Annotated in this window: 13 protein-coding genes; 5 read left to right on the top strand and 8 right to left on the bottom strand. The window is 69.4% G+C overall.

Features of this window, described 5'->3' with window-relative positions; genetic code table 11:
- Genes RN729_RS02625 through RN729_RS02610 form a run of 4 tightly spaced genes read left to right on the top strand, consistent with a single transcriptional unit; the run spans position 1 to position 6,319 of the window.
- Entirely contained in the window at positions 1-3,558 is a 3,558-nt protein-coding gene (locus RN729_RS02625) for a DUF4175 family protein (RefSeq protein WP_310782117.1), read from the top strand.
- Between the two features lie 24 nt (positions 3,559-3,582).
- Entirely contained in the window at positions 3,583-4,503 is a 921-nt protein-coding gene (locus RN729_RS02620; RefSeq protein WP_310782115.1) for a sulfite exporter TauE/SafE family protein, read from the top strand.
- Positions 4,504-4,507: 4 nt separating this feature from the next.
- Entirely contained in the window at positions 4,508-5,515 is a 1,008-nt protein-coding gene (locus RN729_RS02615) for a hypothetical protein (protein ID WP_310782113.1), read from the top strand.
- Between the two features lie 33 nt (positions 5,516-5,548).
- Positions 5,549-6,319 carry a DUF1295 domain-containing protein gene (locus tag RN729_RS02610; protein WP_310782111.1) on the top strand — a complete coding sequence of 257 codons (771 nt, stop codon included), beginning with the start codon at positions 5,549-5,551 and terminating at the stop codon, positions 6,317-6,319.
- Here the strand turns inward: RN729_RS02610 and RN729_RS02605 are convergent.
- From RN729_RS02605 to RN729_RS02590, 4 genes are read right to left on the bottom strand one after another with little or no spacing between them, the layout of a single operon-like run.
- Positions 6,300-7,205, bottom strand: coding sequence for a M23 family metallopeptidase (locus tag RN729_RS02605; RefSeq protein WP_310782109.1), 906 nt, complete (start codon positions 7,203-7,205; stop codon positions 6,300-6,302). The two genes, RN729_RS02610 and RN729_RS02605, sit on opposite strands and share 20 nt — an antisense overlap.
- A gap of 3 nt (positions 7,206-7,208) precedes the next feature.
- Complete coding sequence (locus RN729_RS02600) at positions 7,209-8,501, bottom strand: OFA family MFS transporter (protein WP_310782107.1); 1,293 nt, start codon at positions 8,499-8,501, stop codon at positions 7,209-7,211.
- Between the two features lies 1 nt (position 8,502).
- Positions 8,503-9,243, bottom strand: a complete 741-nt coding sequence (locus RN729_RS02595) for a hypothetical protein (protein WP_310782105.1) — start codon at positions 9,241-9,243, stop codon at positions 8,503-8,505.
- Positions 9,240-10,658 carry an ABC transporter substrate-binding protein gene (locus tag RN729_RS02590; RefSeq protein ID WP_310782104.1) on the bottom strand — a complete coding sequence of 473 codons (1,419 nt, stop codon included), beginning with the start codon at positions 10,656-10,658 and terminating at the stop codon, positions 9,240-9,242. Before RN729_RS02590 ends, RN729_RS02595 begins: the two co-directional genes overlap by 4 nt.
- Before the next feature lie 199 nt (positions 10,659-10,857).
- Between RN729_RS02590 and acnA the strand changes: the two genes are divergently transcribed.
- Positions 10,858-13,641 carry an aconitate hydratase AcnA gene (gene acnA / locus RN729_RS02585; protein ID WP_310782102.1) on the top strand — a complete coding sequence of 928 codons (2,784 nt, stop codon included), beginning with the start codon at positions 10,858-10,860 and terminating at the stop codon, positions 13,639-13,641.
- Positions 13,642-13,647: 6 nt separating this feature from the next.
- Here the strand turns inward: acnA and RN729_RS02580 are convergent, their stop codons facing one another.
- The 4 genes from RN729_RS02580 to RN729_RS02565 are packed head-to-tail and all read right to left on the bottom strand — an operon-like array spanning position 13,648 to position 17,276.
- Positions 13,648-14,181 carry a cytochrome c-type biogenesis protein gene (locus RN729_RS02580; protein WP_310782100.1) on the bottom strand — a complete coding sequence of 178 codons (534 nt, stop codon included), beginning with the start codon at positions 14,179-14,181 and terminating at the stop codon, positions 13,648-13,650.
- Positions 14,181-14,735: a redoxin domain-containing protein gene (locus RN729_RS02575; protein ID WP_310782098.1), complete on the bottom strand. Its 555-nt coding sequence runs from the start codon at positions 14,733-14,735 to the stop codon at positions 14,181-14,183. Before RN729_RS02575 ends, RN729_RS02580 begins: the two co-directional genes overlap by 1 nt.
- Positions 14,732-16,798, bottom strand: coding sequence for a heme lyase CcmF/NrfE family subunit (locus RN729_RS02570; RefSeq protein ID WP_310782096.1), 2,067 nt, complete (start codon positions 16,796-16,798; stop codon positions 14,732-14,734). The genes RN729_RS02575 and RN729_RS02570 overlap by 4 nt, the downstream gene beginning before the upstream one ends.
- A gap of 40 nt (positions 16,799-16,838) precedes the next feature.
- A complete protein-coding gene (locus tag RN729_RS02565) occupies positions 16,839-17,276 on the bottom strand; it encodes a cytochrome c maturation protein CcmE (RefSeq protein ID WP_310782094.1) in 438 nt (145 codons plus the stop codon).
- Positions 17,277-17,360: the final 84 nt, after the last annotated feature.

Below are 17,360 nucleotides of genomic sequence, written 5' to 3'. Positions count from 1 at the left end.
ATGCAGCGATGGGCGAAGACGCGGAACACGGAGCATCAGTTGCTCGAGATCGTCCGCGGGGTGAGACGCCGGTGGCGCATGCGCCAGCTCATCCAGGGCGTCGCGGTGACGCTGGGGATCGGTTTCGCCGTCTTCTTCATCGCGACGTTCGGGATCGACCGGCTGCGCTTCGACGACGGCGCGGTTCTCATCTTCCGCATCCTGCTCTGGGCCGCCGCTGTCGGCCTCTTCGCCTGGTTCGTGGTGCGCCCGCTTCTGCGCCGGGTCTCGGACACGCAGGTCGCGCTCTACCTGGAGGAGCATGAACCGTCGCTCAAGGCGGCGTTCCTCGCGGCCATCGAGCGCGCCGGGTCGCCGGGCGCCCCCTCCGGCCTCGATGCGCGCCTGCTGGAGGTCGCGGCCCGGCGCGCCCGCCGCGTGGATCGGGGGCGCCGCGTCGAGCGCGACCGGCTGCGCCGCTCGACCGCCTGGTTCGCGGGCGTCGCCACGGCCGTGCTGCTGATCGCCCTCTTCGGCCCCGCCTTCCAGGGCACGGCGGGCTCGCTCCTCCTGAGCCCCTGGAAAACCGCCGACGCCGCCAATCCCTACGCGATCACGGTGGAGCCGGGCGACGCGCTCATCGCCCGCGGCTCGGACCAGCTCGTGCGCGCGTTCCCGCAGGGGTTCGAGACGGACGAAGTCGAGGTCTCCGTCCGGCGCGGCGAGTCGGACGTGTGGGAACGCTACTTCATGACGCCGGCCGCGGATGGCGCCGCCTTCGAGGTCCTCCTCTTCGACCTCGACGAGCCCACCGACTACACGGTGAGTTCCGAGGGCGTCCGATCGGCCGTCTTCACCATTGAGGTTGCGGACCTCCCCTACGTGGACCGGATCGACCTCGAGTACCACTTCCCGGCCTACACGGGGCTGAGCCCGCGGACCGTGGAGGATGGCGGCGACATCGCCGTGCTGCGGGGGACGGAGGTCCGTCTTCGCGTCACGCCGACGATGGTCACGGAGGCGGCGCGTCTCGCGTTCGACGGCGAGGAGGAGGGTGCGGCGCTCGAACCCGTGGACGGCGCGTTCGAGACGAGCTTCACGGTGACCGGCGAGACCTTCTACCGCATCGAGTTCATGGGTCCGGGCAACCGCTTCGTCATCGGCTCCCCCGACTACCTCGTCGAACCGCTCGACGACCAGCCCCCGGGGGTGCGGATCTCCGAGCCGGGACGGGATACCCGCCTCTCGCCGATCGAGGAACTGTACGTGGAGGTCGAAGCGGAGGACGACTTCGGGCTCGGGCGGGTCGAACTTCTCTACTCGGTGAACGGCGGGGAGGAATCGTCGCGCGTTCTACACGGCACGAACCGCGGCGGCACAACGCAGCTCTCCGGTGGACACACCTTCTTCCTCGAAGAGTTCGGGCTCGAGCCGGGCGACGTCCTCTCGTACTACGCGCGCGCGGCGGATCTGCGCTCCGGCGGCCCCGGCGGCGGGGTCGAAAGCTCGGACATCTACTTCGTCGAGATCCGTCCCTTCGACCGGAACTTCCGCCAGGCCGAGCAGGGTGGGGGAGGGGGCGGCGGCGGAGGCGGCGGGGCCGGCATGGGCGGCGAACTGTCCGAACAGCAGCGGCAGATCGTCGCGGCGACCTTCCGCCTGGATCGCGACGGCAACGATTTCGAAGAAGAGGAGATGTCGGAGAACCTCGCCACGCTCACGCTGTTGCAGGGACGACTGCGACAGCAGGTGGAAGAGCTGATCGCGCAGATGCAGCAGCGCGGCGTGGCGGGCGATCCGTCGCTCGAGACGGTGTTCAGGGAACTCCCGCAGGCGCCCCCCGCGATGCTGGAAGCGGAGACGAGACTGGGGGAGCGGCAGCTCAAGGAAGCGCTCGCGCCCGAACAGCGCTCGCTCCAGCACCTGCAGCGCGCCGAAGCCGCGTTCCGCGACGTCCAGGTGCAGCAGGGCGGCGGTGGCGGCGGCGGTACGCCGGGAAGCGTCGGGGCAGGGGCCGAGGAGCTCGCGGACCTGTTCGAGCTGGAGCTGGACCGCCTGCGGAACCAGTACGAGACCGTCCAGCGGGGCCAGCAGCAGCAACAGGATCAGGAGGTGGACGAGGCGCTGCAGAAGCTCGAGGAACTCGCGAGACGCCAGCAGCAGATGAACGAGCGCGCGGCCGCGCAGCCGCGAGGCGCCGCGGGCGGAGGCCAGGGCCAGCAACAGCGGATGATCCAGGAGACGGAGGAGCTGGCCCGGCAACTGCAGCGCCTGGGCCGCGAGGGCGATCGGGCGGACGTCGAGGAGTCCGCGCGCCGGCTGCAGGAGGCGGCGGACGAGATGCGGCGGGCCCAGGCGCAGGGTCGCCGGGGGCAGGGACAGGCGGAGGCGTCGAACGCCCTCGACCGGCTGCGCGATGCACGCCGTCTGCTTGAGAACCGACAGGTCGCGGCTGTGGAACGGGAGGTCGAGGACGCCGCGCGGAGGGCCGAGCGGATCGCGGAGCGTCAGCGGGAACTGCAGAGCGATGTGAACGAGGATCCGACGGGCGGCGACGGCGAGCGCGTGACCGGGCTGCGCGAGCGCAAGGCCGAACTCGCCCGCGAGGTGGACCAGTTGGAGACCGACCTGGATCGCCTGTCGCGCGAGGCGCGTGCGGATCAGCCGGACGCTGCGCGCCACCTGATGGAAGCCGCCGGCGAGATCCGCGAGAGCCGGCTGAGGGACAAACTTCTCTTCTCGCGAGGCGTCCTCGGCACCCAGTCAGAGGACTATGTGCGGAACTTCGAGGAACAGATCACCCGGGACGCGGAGAACGTGCGGGCGCGGGTCCAGGCCGCGCGGGATGCGCTGAGCGAGTCGGACCCGCGCCGCCTCGGCCGGCAACTGGACGAGACGCGCGACCTCGTCCGCGGCCTCGAGTCGCTCCAGGAACGCCTGCAACAGGGGCAGGAAGGGCAGGAGGGCCAGGGCCAACAGCAGGGCGAGGGCGAGCAACAGGGTGAGGGACAGGAGGGCCAAGGCCAACAGCAGGGCGGCCAGGGCCAGCAAGACGGGCAGGAAGGTGGCCAGCAGCAGGGTGAGGGACAGGGCGGCCAGCAGCAGGGCGAGGGACAGGGCCAGGGAGGTCGTGGCGGACAGCCGGGCGAGCCCGGTCAGACCCCCCGCGGCGGCCAGGGATTCGCGCCCGGCGGGGGCGGCGGCGGAGGCGGCGGACCGTGGTTGTCGCCGGAAGACGTCCGGCAGTTCCAGCGGGAATTCCGCCAGCGGGGGCAGGACGCCCGCCGCCTGCGCGACGAACTGGGCCAGGAGGGCGTCGATGTGGGCGACCTCGACGACGCCATCGCCGGACTCGACCGCCTGCGGACCATGGAGGACTTTGACGATCCCGAGGAGCTGGCCCGGCTCCAGGCGGACGTGCTGCGGGGCCTGAAGGACTTCGAGTTCGCCCTCCGCCGTGAACTGGGGTCGCAGATCGAGCGCTTTTTCCTTTCCGGATCGGACGACGTACCGGAGGAATACCGAGAACTCGTGGAGGCGTACTACCGGGCGCTGTCCGAGGACCCGCCGCCGCGCTGACCTCAACAAGGAGCGTCGAACAGGGTGCCTGACCTGAGCGATCCGCGCCTCTACCTGTTCTCCGTCCTGGCGATCTTCACGGCCGGGCTGCTCGTGGCGTGGGTGCGCGCCGCCGCCGCGGCCACGCGGGCCGGACGGGAGCGTGACGGCTGGCGGGGCCGCCCCAGCGTATTCGAACTCCTGGTGGGCTTCGGGACGAACTTCTTCGACACGCTCGGCATCGGCTCCTTCGCCCCGACGACCTCGCTGTTCAAGCTGAAGAAGGTCGTGCCCGACGAGGAGATCCCGGGCACGATGATGATCGGACACACGCCGCCGGTCGTGATCCAGGCCTTCATCTTCATCGCGATCATCAGCGTGGAACCGACGACGCTCTTCGTCCTCATCGCAGCTGCCGTCCTCGGGGCCTGGCTGGGCGCGGGGATCGTGGCACGCCTGCCCCGGTACCGGATCCAGATCGGGATGGGGATCGCGCTCCTCATCGCCGCCGCCACCTTCCTCATGGCGATCTTCGGGATCGCGGCCGTGGGAGGAGCGGCGTCCGGCCTGTCCGGCGGATCGCTCGCCCTCGCGGCGGGCTGCCTCTTCGTCCTCGGGGCGCTGATGACGATCGGGATCGGGATCTACGCCCCGACGATGATCGTCGTCAGCCTCATGGGGCTGAACCCGGCCGTCGCCTTTCCCATCATGATGGGCGCGTCCGCCTTCCTCATGCCGGTCGCGGGCCTGCGTTTCCTGAAGGCGGGACGCTACGGACTCCGCGCGGCGCTCGGCCTGGCGATCGGGGGTATCCCCGCCGTGCTGATCGCCGCGCTCATCGTCCGCTCGCTTCCCCTGAACGCCATGCGCTGGCTCGTCGTGGTCGTCGTCCTCTATGCCGCGGTCGCAATGCTGCGATCCGCCGTCCAGGAGCGCCGCGCCGGCGCCGACAGTACGGGAGGCTGAACGAGTGGAGATCCGGGTTCTCTCGAGAGTCGACATCGAACGCGCTGTGGACGCGGCAGCGGCTGTGGATGCGATGCGGGTCGCGTTCGCGGAACTGTCCGGCGGTCAGGCGGTGGTGCCCGTGCGGGGGCATCTCGAGAGCCGGCGCGGGATCACCCTCCTCATGCCCGCCTTCCTCGACGGCTCCCGGGGGCTCGGGGCCAAGATCGTCTCGGTCTTCCCAGGGAACGTCTCCGCCGGTCAACCCCCGATCCAGGGGGCGGTCATCCTGCTCGACGCGGAGTCGGGACGCACCCGCGCTCTCCTCGACGGCACCTCGCTGACGGAGATCCGGACGGCGGCGGGCAGCGGGCTGGCCACGGAGCTGCTGGCCGACCCCGCGGCGGATGTGCTCGCCGTGTTCGGGGCCGGCGCCCAGGGCCGGGCGCACATTGAACTGCTCGCCGCCTCCCGGCCGCTGCGCGAGATCCGGATCGTCTCCGTCCCCCCCGAAGGGGCCGGGGAGCTGGCCGCCGCGCTCACCGCGCGCGCCGCAGCGCTGGTGCCGCCCGAAGGGGGGGCTCCGCCCCGGATCCGCGCCGCCGCGACCCCGGCCGAGGCCCTCGATGGCGCGCGCCTCGTCGTGACCGCTACCACGAGCGAGACGCCCGTCTTCTCCCCCGAACTTCTTGAGCCCGGAGCCCACCTCAACGCGATCGGCGCCTTTCAGCCTCACACCCGCGAGATACCCGAGGAGATCGTCACCCGCGCCCGCGTGATCGTGGACCAGCGCGAAGCGATATGGGAGGAGGCCGGCGACCTCATCATCCCGGTGGAGAAGGGGATCGTCGGGCGGGACGTGATCGATGCCGAACTCGGCGAGATCGTCAACGGCCAGGCTCCGGGCGGGCGCGGCGACCGCGATTTCACCCTCTTCAAGTCGGTCGGGAATGCCGCGCAGGACGTCGCGATCGCGGAAGCGGCCCTGAGGCGGGCGGAGGACCTCGGTCTCGGCTCCGTCGTCTCGTTCTAGAACCGTGTCGACACGCGCCGGACGCCGCCGATGATGACCGCACCGGGTGGCATTGCGCTCCACAGTGCGCTGGTATGGACCCTCTTTGCCCTCGCTCCTCTCACGTTCATCGGGCTGCTTCGCCTGAAGGTTCCCTACGGCCGCCACTATTCCGGGCGGCGCTGGGGGCCGGGCCTCCCGGATCGCGTTGGGTGGATTGTGATGGAACTGCCCGCGCCGATCTTCTTTGCGTGGGTCTATTTCGCGGGACCGTCGGCCGGCGGCGCGGTGCCGCTCGTCTTTCTCGGCATCTGGCAGTGCCACTATCTGAATCGGACATTCATCTACCCCCTCCGCACCCGGACCAGGGGGAAGCGCATGCCGGCGGTCGTGGCCGTCTCCGGTTTCGCCTTCAATATCGTCAACGCGTATATAAACGCACGCTGGGTCTCAGAGATCGGACGGTACGATCCGCAGTGGCTGGGAGACCCGCGGTTCCTGGCCGGCCTGTCCGTCTTCGCGGCCGGCTTCGCCCTGAACCTGCACTCCGACAACACCCTGCTGAAGCTGCGGAAGCCCGGAGAGACCGGCTATTCGATCCCCCGCGGCGGGGGGTTCCGCTACGTCTCGTGTCCCAACTACCTGGGAGAAGTAATGGAATGGGCCGGCTGGGCGCTCGCGACGTGGTCGCTGGCCGGACTCGCCTTCTTCCTGTTCACCGCGGCGAACCTCGTCCCGAGGGCGCTCAGCCACCACCGCTGGTACCGGGAACGGTTCGAGGACTATCCGCCGGGGCGGAAGGCGATCATTCCGGGATGGATCTGATCCCCGGGAGCGCGAGCAGACTGCGCGGATCCACGCTCGTGCCCCCGTAGCGCACGACCCAGTGCAGGTGGGGGCCGGTCACGCGGCCGGTGGACCCGATCCTCCCGATGGGCGTCCCGGCCGTCACCGTGTCGCCGACGGACACCAGTTGCTCGCTCAGGTGGAAATAGCCGGTGAGCAGGCCGCCGCCGTGATTTAGGTAGACGACGTTCCCTCCGAGCAGAAAGCCGTCGACGATCACCACGACGCCCTCAGCGGCCGCCGTCACGATCGCGCCGCGGGCACCGGCCAGGTCGAGTCCCATGTGGCGGCTCGTGATCTGTCCGTTGAACTCACGGCCCGTGCCGAAGCCGCTCGTCACGCGGGATTCGCGCGGGATCCGCACCGTGCTCCACATGCGCGGCATGGCGTGCGCTTCGCGCGAGGCCCGGGCGGCCTTCTCCCGATCGCTCGCCAGCCGCGCCCGGTCCTCCTCGTTCGGCGGCGACCCGAAGCGCGGCGCCACCGTGAGCCGCTCATGCTCGTATTCGCCCGCCCGCACGGGGATGCGGAGCGAGTCGGTCCGGGAGCGGCCGTCCGCATAGTCCGCCCGCACCCACCCGTCGAGCGTGTCCACCGTCGTAATCGGGACTGCCGCCAGACTCTCGAGCACCGGTCCGACGCGCCGGAAGTGCAGCGCCTCGCCGCCCACCTCGCCTGCGGCGGAGATCACGCCCGACCCGGAGGGAGCGTCTACGCCGACGACAAAGAGGTGACCCTGCACGGGTTCGACCGGCGCCCACGCGATGCCCGGAGGGGGCAGGGGAGTCGGGGGCGAGTCACAGGAGGCGCAGAGCGACAACGCCGTCGTCAGGGCGGCGACGCAGGCCGCCGATCCCCTGCTCACGGGTCAGGGCTGGTCGGGGACGGGGATTCCGTAGCGCTCCAGCGTCTTTCTTACGGTCGGGCGGCCCAGGCTCACGCGGTCGTCGTCGAGCAGGTACGAGAACAGGTAGCCCGCGCCGAGCATGAGGATCCCGATGAGGAAGCAGTACATCACCGCTCGGTCCGGATAGGAGTCCTTGAGGTATCCGACGTACAGCGGGCCGCAGATGCCCGCCGCGGCCCAGGCGGTGAGGATCGCGCCGTACACTTTCGACATGTTCCCGGGGCCGTACACCTCGAGGATGAACGAGGGCATGGTCGCGAACCCTCCGCCGAAGCAGAGCAGCACGTAGCACACGAGCGCGGAGAAGATCCACGGATTGGACTCGGTCATGAGGATGCCGAACACGACCATCTGGCTCGCGAGCAGGATCCGGAACACGCCGACGCGCCCGATACGGTCGGAGAGCCAGGCCCACAGGATGCGCCCGAGTCCGTTGCACACGGAACTCGCCGCGATGAGCGTCGCCCCGTATTCCGCCAGCACCGCGGGTTCGACCGAGGGATCGGCCAGCCCCCAGACCTCCTGCAGGAGTTCGGACTGGAAGCTGATGACCGAGATGCCCGCAGCGATGTTGAAGAAGAAAACGATCCAGATGATGACGAACTGGCTGGACTTCAGGTACTGGCCCACCTTCGCCGGCTGTTTCCACGGCGCGACCTGGGCGGCCGGCGGGTCGTCGATAACGAAACTGCTGGGGATCAGGATGCAGGCGAAGACGATCCCCAGCCACAGGAAGATCTGCGGGAGATCCCCCTCCGTCTGCAGCACCAGCAGCGGTGCGAGACCCTTGCTGAGGATGAGCGCGCCGATGCCGAAGCCCATGACGACGATGCCCGTGACGAGCCCCTTCCGGTCCGGGAACCACTTCGCGGCCGTGGTTACCGGGGTCACGTACCCGAGTCCGATGCCGATGCCCCCGATGAGCCCGTATCCGGCGTAGAAGAGGAGGATCGAGTCGATTCTGAGCGCGAAGCTCGCGATGATGTAGCCGCCCGCGAACAGCGTGCTTCCGATGAGGGCGAGTCGCCGGGGACCCACCTTGGGCAGCAACTGGCCGGCCCAGGCCGCGGCCGTCCCCAGCGAGAAGATCGCGATGCAGAAGGCGAGCGACCCCTGCGTGAACGTCCAGCCCGCCTGCCGGACGAGCATCGTCTGGAAGAAGCTCCAGGCGTAGACGGTACCGAAGCAGACCTGCAGCACCGTGCAGAAGAAGGCGATCGCTACGCGGGGCGCCTTCCACCCCTCGGCGGACACCTCAGTCCGCTCCCGGCGTCGTTTCACCCTTCACGGCGTGCAGCATCAGGCGCGCCATCTCCCCGATCTCGTCGTCGCGCGCCAGGACTCTCGCGTCGTTCAGCGAATCGGCATCCCGGCGGGCCAGCCCCACAACGTAGGAGAGCAGTTCCTCGAGCGGTGTGACGGCGAGCTTCACGAACCAGATCGAACCGAGGACGCCGACGATGAGGATGATGCAGATGAGGGCGATCTGCTGTCCCGTGGCACGCTGGATCTTGAGCCGCACAAGGTCGAGGTCCATCCCCACATGCACCGTGCCGGCCTGACCGGCCAGGATCGGACTCCCGACCTCCACGAAATCGCCCATCCCCGGCAGGCTGCGTTCGATCGGCTCGGTCGCGTGCGGGTCGCCGTTGCGGATCACCTCGGGGACGCCGGGCACGAACGTGTGGGTCAGGATCTCGCCGGTGTCGCTCGTGATATAGATGTACCGGATGCTCTGGATCTCGACGAACTGGTCGATGAGCGACTGCAGCGTGGCGAGGTTGCGGTTGAGAAGGATGTCGACGCTGGAGTCGGCGATGTTCTTGGCGATGTTCGCGCTGTTGCTCTCGTATTCCTCCTGCAGCTGGCTGGAGACCGTGCGGATCGAGAGCGTGGAGGTGGCGAATACGATGGCGCCGAAGAGGACGAAGATGCCGAAGCGCGTCTTCCGGAAGAGCCTCTTGATCCGGATCGCCTGCTGCTCCGGCTGCGTCACGGGGCCCCGTCGCTCGTGGTCGCGCCCAGGCCGAACTTGGCTTCCCAGTCGCTGAGGGTCACGAAACGGCCGTCCTCCACGACGGTGTAGTAGACGCTCTGGAGTCCCTGACGCCGGTCGGGCCCGAACGATACCCGTTCGCCGATCCCCAGATCGTAGTTGCGCACGGAGAACACGGCGTCGTTCAGCTTGCCGCGCTCAGGGGTGCCGTCGATCCGACCGAGGATTTCCGTGAGCAGTTTCGCGTCCAGGTATCCTTCGAGGCTCGTGAAGCTGTACGGGAACGGGTCGTAGGGTTCCACCACGAGTTCCTCGGGCACCTGCGGGTTGTAGCGCGTCATCAGGTCGCGGTACTCGGGCACGGCCGGAATCGATGTGTCCTCGTAGCTGGGCACGACCTGCGAGTTCACGAGCCACGGCGTGTAGTACGCCGGCTCATCACTGCTCGCGTCCATGAGGAGGGCCAGCAGGTTCTCGCTTCCCACGAAGGAGAGGTTGGCAATGGGCACGTGCAGGCCCAGATCCATCGCGTCGCGGGCGAAGGCGGCGCATGCGGCGTAGGCGCCGACGCAGATCACGGCGTCCGGGGCGGCCTCCTGCAGAATCTCGACCTGCGGCCGCATCACGCTCGTGAACTGGGTGCCCCGCCGGTACGTCGCCTCGCCGGTGATCGTCTCTCCGTGCCGGGCCAGCGCCGCCCTCACGCCGGCCCAGCCGCTGCGGCCGTAGGCGTCGGCCTGGTAGAAGACCGCGATTCGGCGGCGTCCGATGCGGACGAAGTTGTCGACGAGCCCCGCCGTCTCCTGGCCGTAGGAGGCGCGCAGGTTGAAGGCGAACTCCCCGTACGGCGGCTCACGTTGCGGCTGGGCGCCCGTGAAGGGGAAGAAGATGTACATCTGCTGGTCCTGGAACTTCTTCAGAAGCGGCAGGACGCGGGTAACGGTCGGCGTGCCGACGTAGCCGAACAGCAGGAAGACCTCGTCCTCCAGCATCAGCTTGAGCGTGTTCTCCACGCACGGATCGGGCTGGTAGCCGTCGTCGTAGAGCTTGGGGACGATCCGCCGGCCGTTGACGCCGCCCTGCTCGTTGACCTGCCCGAAACAGGACATCGCCCCGCGATACAGTTCGGTGCCCAGTCCCCGGGATGGTCCGGAGAAGGCCGCGGACACCCCGAGGAGGATCTCGTCGTCGGGCTGTGCGCCCTGCTTGCCGCTCCAGCGCAGTCCCGGAGCGAGCGGTCGGGTGGAGGCGCCGAGCGATGTGGCGAAGGGCGCGCCGAGCAGACCCGCGAGCCCGGCGCGGATTGCGGAGCGGCGCGTCAGGAGTCCGCTCGGCGGCGGCGCCTCCCGGGCCGGATCGTGGTCCGGGACCGGCGGTCCGTCGGAAGGCTCCGTCCCTTTTCGACTTCCGGACAATACCCTCTCCTTGCCTGCGTCGGTGGCCGTCCGCGTCGCCAGGGCCGGTCCATCGCGGGGCAACCGACCGGCATCAGAGTTTATTCGCAAGTACATTCATGTTCAACCTGACGCCCCGCTCTCCGGTCGATCCGAGGCCTCGGGTTCGATACGTTGCCCACAGAGGAACAAACCCTTCGCGGTCTCGATGAGGTCCACCATGTCCAACCTTCCGCAGCTCGATTCGTTCGGCGCCCGCGCTTCACTGGACGCTCACGGCGGCCCCGTCGCGATCCGCGATCTGCGAGCCGTCGCCTCCGCCACCGCGAGCGACCTGTCGCGTCTTCCGTTCTCGATCAAGATCGTGCTGGAGAACCTGGTCCGGCACGAGGACGGACAGTCGGTGACGGCGGAGGACATCGCCGCCATCGCGGGTTGGGATGCGCAGGCCACGCCGGGGCGGGAACTCTCCTTCCGGCCCGCGCGCGTGCTCCTCCAGGACTTCACCGGCGTGCCCGCCGTCGTGGATCTGGCCGCGATGCGCGACGCAATGGCGGAACTGGGCGGCGACCCCGCCTCGATCAACCCGCTGATGCCGTGCGAACTCGTCATCGACCACTCCGTGCAGGTGGACTCGTTCGGCTCCGCGCGGTCGTTCCTCATCAACGCGGAGCGGGAATTCGAGCGGAACCACGAGCGCTACGCCTTCCTCCGCTGGGGCCAGACGGCGTTCGACAACTTCAAGGTCGTCCCGCCCGGGACGGGGATCGTGCACCAGGTGAACCTCGAGTACCTGGCCCGGGTCGTGTTCGACGACGCGACGGGAGGCGAGCGCGCGGCCTATCCCGACACCGTCGTCGGCACGGACAGCCATACGACGATGGTGAACGGCCTCGGCGTCCTCGGATGGGGCGTGGGCGGCATCGAGGCGGAGGCGGCGATGCTGGGGCAGGCGCTCTCCATGCTCGTCCCGCGCGTGCTCGGTTTCCGGCTCCGCGGCCGGCTCCCGGACGGCGCCACCGCGACGGACCTCGTCCTGCGGGTGACAGAGGTTCTCCGCAGCGCCGGCGTCGTCGGCAAATTCGTCGAGTTCTACGGACCGGGCCTCGCCGGCCTGTCGCTCGCGGACCGGGCGACGCTCGGCAACATGTCCCCCGAGTTCGGCTCCACCTGCGCGATCTTCCCCATCGACGCGGAGACGCTCGCGTACCTTCGCTTCACGGGCCGCTCCGGCGAGCAGGTGGCGCTCGTTGAGGCCTACGCGCGGGCCCAGAGCCTCTTCCACGATGCGGACACGCCGCCGGCGGAATACAGCGACCACGTGGAGCTGGACCTCTCCACGGTGGAACCGGCGATCGCGGGCCCGAAGCTGCCGCAGCAGCGCGTGCCGCTGTCGGAGAGCAAGCCGCGCTTCCTGGAGGCGCTCGACGGGCTGAAGGGGCCGGGCGCCGGGGGCGGCGGCCTCACGCAGATGACGGGCTGGTCCGGCGATACGGGGGACGGCGGCGTGGCGGTGGCCGAAGCGCCGGCCGGCGTCGCCGTGCGCCTGACGAACGAACAGGGCGAGTCGCACGAGTTCTCCCTTCACGACGGTTCGGTGGTCATCGCCGCGATCACGAGTTGCACGAACACGTCGAATCCGTCCGTCATGGTCGGAGCGGGCCTCCTGGCCCGGAAGGCCGTCGAGTCGGGACTCAGGCAGCGTCCGTGGGTGAAGACGAGTCTCGCTCCCGGCTCGATGGTCGTGACGGAATACCTCAATGAAGCCGGCCTCATGCCGTACTTCGAGCAGCTCGGCTTCCACGTCGTCGGCTACGGCTGCACGACCTGCATCGGGAACACCGGACCGCTCCCGGCCGAGATCTCGGGCGCGATCCGGGAGAACGATCTCGTCGCCTGCTCCGTCCTCTCCGGGAACCGGAACTTCGAGGGCCGCATCAGTCCCGATTCGCGAGCCAACTACCTCGCCTCGCCCCCCCTCGTCGTCGCGTACGCGCTCGCGGGCCGGATGGACATCGACCTGTACAGCGAGCCGCTGGGGACGAACGACCGGGGCGAGGAGATCTTCCTGCGCGACATCTGGCCGAGCCAGGACGAGATCAACGAAGCCGTCCGCACCGCCGTGAAGACGGAGATGTTCCGGGCCAAGTACGCGGAGGTGTACGCCGGCGACGAGCGCTGGAACGCGCTGGAGATCCCCGTGGGCGACCGCTTCGCGTGGGATGAGGCCTCGACCTACGTGCGCCAGCCGACCTTCTTCGCCGGGATGTCGAAGGAGGCCGCCGCCCCTGCGGACATCGAGGGAGCCCGCTGTCTCGCCCTCCTCGGCGACGCGGTGACCACGGACCACATCTCGCCCGCCGGGGGGATCGCGCCGACGTCGCCGGCCGCGGACTACCTGAGGGCGCACGGCGTCGCGCTCCGCGACTTCAACTCATACGGGGCCCGCCGCGGAAACCACGAAGTGATGATGCGGGGGACGTTCGCGAACATCCGGCTGCGGAACCTGATGGTGCCGGGGGTGGAGGGCGGCTTCACGCGCCACGTTCCGAGCGGCGAGCAGATGACGATCTTCGATGCGGCGACGCGCTACCGGGAGGAGGGGACGCCCACCATCGTCATCGGCGGCGCGCTCTACGGATCCGGGTCGAGCCGCGATTGGGCGGCCAAGGGCCCCTTCCTGCAGGGCGTGCAGGCCGTCATCGCCGTGAGCTACGAGCGCATCCACCGTTCGAACCTCATCGGGATGGGGATCCTGCCCCTTCAGTTCCGGGAAGGGGAGACGGCCGAGACGCTGGGACTCACCGGCAACGAGACCTTCCGCATCGAGGGGATCGCGGACGGGCTGCGGCCGAAGGACCCGATCCCGGTGATCGCGGTCTCCGACGACGGATCGGAGGTGCGCTTCGAGGCCATCGCGCGGCTGGATACGGAGGTCGAGGTGAACTACTACCGCAACGGCGGCATCCTCCAGACCGTCCTGCGCCAGCAACTGGAGGCTTGAGCCGTCTCAGGATTCCTTGATCGCAGCCTCGATCCAGCGGCGGTCGGCCTTCCGCAGGTGGTCCGGCGTTGCGGGCTCCTCGTGCGCTTCCTCGTCACGACTCCGGCCTCGCCGGATGCGGCGCGCGACGACTAACCCGCCGAGCAGGAAGGCCAGACCGGGCCCGGCGTAGACGAAGAGGTTCATCCCCTCGGCCCGGGGCTTGAGGAGGATCCAGGGGCCGTACGCCTCCACGAAGTAGGCCTCGATCTCCGCGTGGGTGCGGCCCTCCATGAGCATCGTGCGGATCACATCCTGCATTTCGCGCGCGATACGGGACGAGGACTCCGCGACGGACTGCTGGCGGCAGATGGGGCAGCGAAGCGTGGCGCCGATCTCCGCCGTTTGCTGGTCGATTTGGGCGCTGCGGATCGGGTCCCCCGGGGCGGCCGGGCGTTCGACACCGTCGAGGGCCCCGTCGACGGTCTGGGCGGCGGAGGACGCCGCTCCAGAGGCCATCCCGGTCACGGCGAGCATGGCCGCGGCGTATGCGAGACGCATCAGCTTCCCGCCCCGATGCCGCTGCGCCGGGCGACGAGCAGCGAGTCCACGTTCCGCTCGACGAGGTCCCACGTCACCGCGAGATCGTGCCGCAGCGCGACGACGCCGTCGGCACCGATGAAATACGTCTCGGGCACCCCGTACACGCCGTATTCGATCGCGGTCAGGCTCCCCGGATCCGTGACGAGCGGCCACTCCCCGCCCAGTTCCTCGATGAAGCGCATCCCGTTCTCCGGCGTGTCCTGGAAAAGGACGCCGATCAGCGCGACCTCCTCCGGGTCGTACGTCTCGCGCATCCGGACGAGCACCGGGTGTTCGCTGATGCACGGGATGCACCACGAAGCCCAGTAGTTGAGCACGACCACCTTGCCCTCGAAGTCGCTCAGGCTCACCGAATCGCTCGGACTGTAGAGGTTCGCGAGCCGGAACGCGGGCGCCTCGCGTCCCTCGAGGGCGGAGGGAAGCCGCCGCTGGTCCTGCCCCAGCCCCCAGTAGAGGAGCGCCAGGACGGGCAGGGCCGCCGCGGGCAGGGCCCACCGCCACCAGCCCCTCATGCCGCGGCCGCCGGATCGGCGAGCAGTTCGGCCCCCGCGGCCCGCACCCGGCTGCGGCCCCACGGCCAGATCGCGATCAGGGCGCCCACGCCCATGATCATCCCCCCGATCCAGAGCCATACGATCCCCGGGTTCACGATCGCCCGTACCGTCGCGTGGTCCCCGCCCTCCGGGTCCACCGCCATCAGCGTGAGATAGAGATCGCTCGTGAGCGAACTCTTCACGGCGGGTGTCGCAATGTTCTGTCCCGTGGCCTTGTAGAAGTTGATTCGGGGCCGTTCCTCCCCGATCCCCCGTCCATCGCGGTAGGCCGCGAAGGTTGCCCCGATGACGAAGCGGTGCGGTTCCTCGCTCGCCCACACCTCGATGAGCTCCACCTCGTAGTCCTTGATCGCGAGCCGCTCTCCGGGCCGGAGCGTCATCTCCCGTTCGCTCTTCCACGTCCACGAGACGGAGATCGCGAGCGCAATGACGATGACGCCGACGTGCACGACGTAGCCGCCGTAGCGCTGGCCCGTGCGCGAAAAGAGATCCCGTAGCGCCCCGAGATACGACCGTTCCGCGATCCTCCTCCGCGCGGCGATCCCCTTCCGGAACTCCTCCGCGATCGTCGTGAGCACGAAGGCGGCGAAGGCGATCGTGAGGATGGGGAGGAAGTATCCGATGCCGAGCGTGAAGGCGATGAGCCCGGCCGCGGCGCCGATGATGGCCGGCCACGCGAACGACCGCTCCAGATGCTTCCGCCCCGCGCGCCGCCACGGGAGCGCCGGCCCCACCCCCATCAGGAAGATGAGCGCCAGCCCGATCGGACTCGCGACCTGGTCGAAATACGGCGGCCCCACGCTGATCCGGTCCCCCCTGAGCGCCTCCACGACGAGCGGCCACATCGTGCCCAGGAGGACCGTGAAGGTGAACCCGACGAGGAGGAGGTTGTTGAGGATGAAGGCGGATTCGCGCGAGGCGGGGCTCTCCACCTGCCCCGGCGCCCGCAGCCGGTTGCCCCGCCAGCCGATGAGCGCGAGCGACGCGATCGCCACGACGGCGATGAAGGCGAGGAACACGGGCCCGATGACGCCCTCCGTGAAGGCGTGCACGGAGTCGATGACGCCCGACCGGGTGAGAAACGTCCCGAACAGGGTGAGGAGGAACGTCCCGATCATCAGCGTGAGGTTCCACGTCTTCAGCATCCCCCGCCGCTCCTGGACCATCGCGGAGTGCAGGAAGGCGGTCGCCGTTAGCCAGGGGAGGAAGGAGGCGTTCTCCACCGGATCCCACGCCCACGCGCCGCCCCAGCCCAGGACCTCGTAGGACCACCAGCCGCCGCCGATGATCCCCATCGTGAGGAAGGCCCACGCCGCGACCATCCAGCGGCGTGCGTCCCGGAGCCAGCGCGCCTCGACGTTCCCCCGGAGCAGCGCCGCGATCGCGAAGGCGAAGGGGACCGTCATCCCCACGAACCCGAAGTAGAGCATGGGCGGGTGCAGGCCCATGAGCGGGTGATTCTGGAGGAGGGGATTGGGTCCGGGGCCGTTCGCCGGCGCCGGGTCCACGATGCCGAACGGGTTCGCCGCCCCCGCCAGGAGTCCGAAGAAGAAGAGCTGGACGACGCCGATGACGCCGATGACGAGCGGGGTGGTGCGGAGGCCGTGTGCGAGTCCGCCGCCGAGCGCGGTCAGCGGTTCCCCGGCCGCCCGCAGCGCCCCGAACTCCCGGCGCCGGGTGAAGGCGAAGAGCGCGCCGTAGCCGGCGAGGATCCAGCCCCAGAAGAGGATCGATCCCTCGAGACTGCTCCAGAGCGAGATCGCGGTGTAGTAGGTCGGCGTCTCGCGGCTCCCCACGCGCGCCACGTACTCGACGCTGAAGTCGTGCGTGAGGAGGGCGATCTCCATCACGAGCATGCCGCCGAACATCGCAAAAAAGGCAAAGTAGGCGGCGCGGCGGCCCAGCGCCGCGGACACCTCGCCGCCGGAGCGGGACAGCCCGGCCCAGCCGCCGGCGGCCGTGGCCACCGCGGCAGCCAGGAGCGCCGCGATGACGGACGCGTAGCCGAGCGTGCTCAGCATACGGCGGCCCCGTGCGGCTTCACCGGGTCATCACCAGGTCTCAGGAGTTTTCGAGGAGGGACTTGTAGACCTGGCCCGCGTCGCCCGCGTGCTCCGGAGGGGCGTACTCGTTCGAGTGTTTAACCATCAGGTTCGTCGCACGGAAGACGTGATCCTCCCCGTAGGCCCCCTCGACGACGACGCCCATCCCCGGCTGGAACATGGCGGGGGGCGCACCCGTGCTCTCGACGGAGATCTCGATCTCCCCTTCGCCGATGACGAAGCGCAGTTCGGCGGCCTCCGGGTTCCAGTCCACGCTCCCCGGCTTGACCTGGCCCCCGAGCCGAATCGGCTGATCCACGACCTCGACTCCGCGGGCCTCGAGCTCCGCGGGCGTGAGGAAGAACACCATGTTCTCGTTCAACCCGCCCGCCGCGAGCACCGTGATCGCCACGGCGATCGCCCCGAGCCCCGCCAGCATCCAGAGTTTCCGTCTCAACGTTCCCTCGCCTTCGAAGACCATCCGGCAGAATGCCCCGCAAGATGCACCCTCCGCGCCAACCCTGCCACGGGAAGCGTCGAT

This window comes from Candidatus Palauibacter polyketidifaciens, assembly GCF_947581785.1.
In the GTDB taxonomy this organism is placed as follows: domain Bacteria; phylum Gemmatimonadota; class Gemmatimonadetes; order Palauibacterales; family Palauibacteraceae; genus Palauibacter; species Palauibacter polyketidifaciens.
Note: the sequence above shows the minus strand (reverse complement) of the source record. Positions and strands in the feature narration are given on the sequence as shown.

Excerpts from the sequence above, each read along its gene's own strand:
- RN729_RS02625 (WP_310782117.1), top strand. The coding sequence starts at position 1 with ATGCAGCGATGGGCGAAGACGCGGAACACGGAGCATCAGTTGCTCGAG.
- RN729_RS02610 (WP_310782111.1), top strand. The coding sequence starts at position 5,549 with ATGACCGCACCGGGTGGCATTGCGCTCCACAGTGCGCTGGTATGGACC.
- acnA (WP_310782102.1), top strand. The coding sequence starts at position 10,858 with ATGTCCAACCTTCCGCAGCTCGATTCGTTCGGCGCCCGCGCTTCACTG.
- RN729_RS02580 (WP_310782100.1), bottom strand. The coding sequence starts at position 14,181 with ATGCGTCTCGCATACGCCGCGGCCATGCTCGCCGTGACCGGGATGGCC.
- RN729_RS02575 (WP_310782098.1), bottom strand. The coding sequence starts at position 14,735 with ATGAGGGGCTGGTGGCGGTGGGCCCTGCCCGCGGCGGCCCTGCCCGTC.
- RN729_RS02570 (WP_310782096.1), bottom strand. The coding sequence starts at position 16,798 with ATGCTGAGCACGCTCGGCTACGCGTCCGTCATCGCGGCGCTCCTGGCT.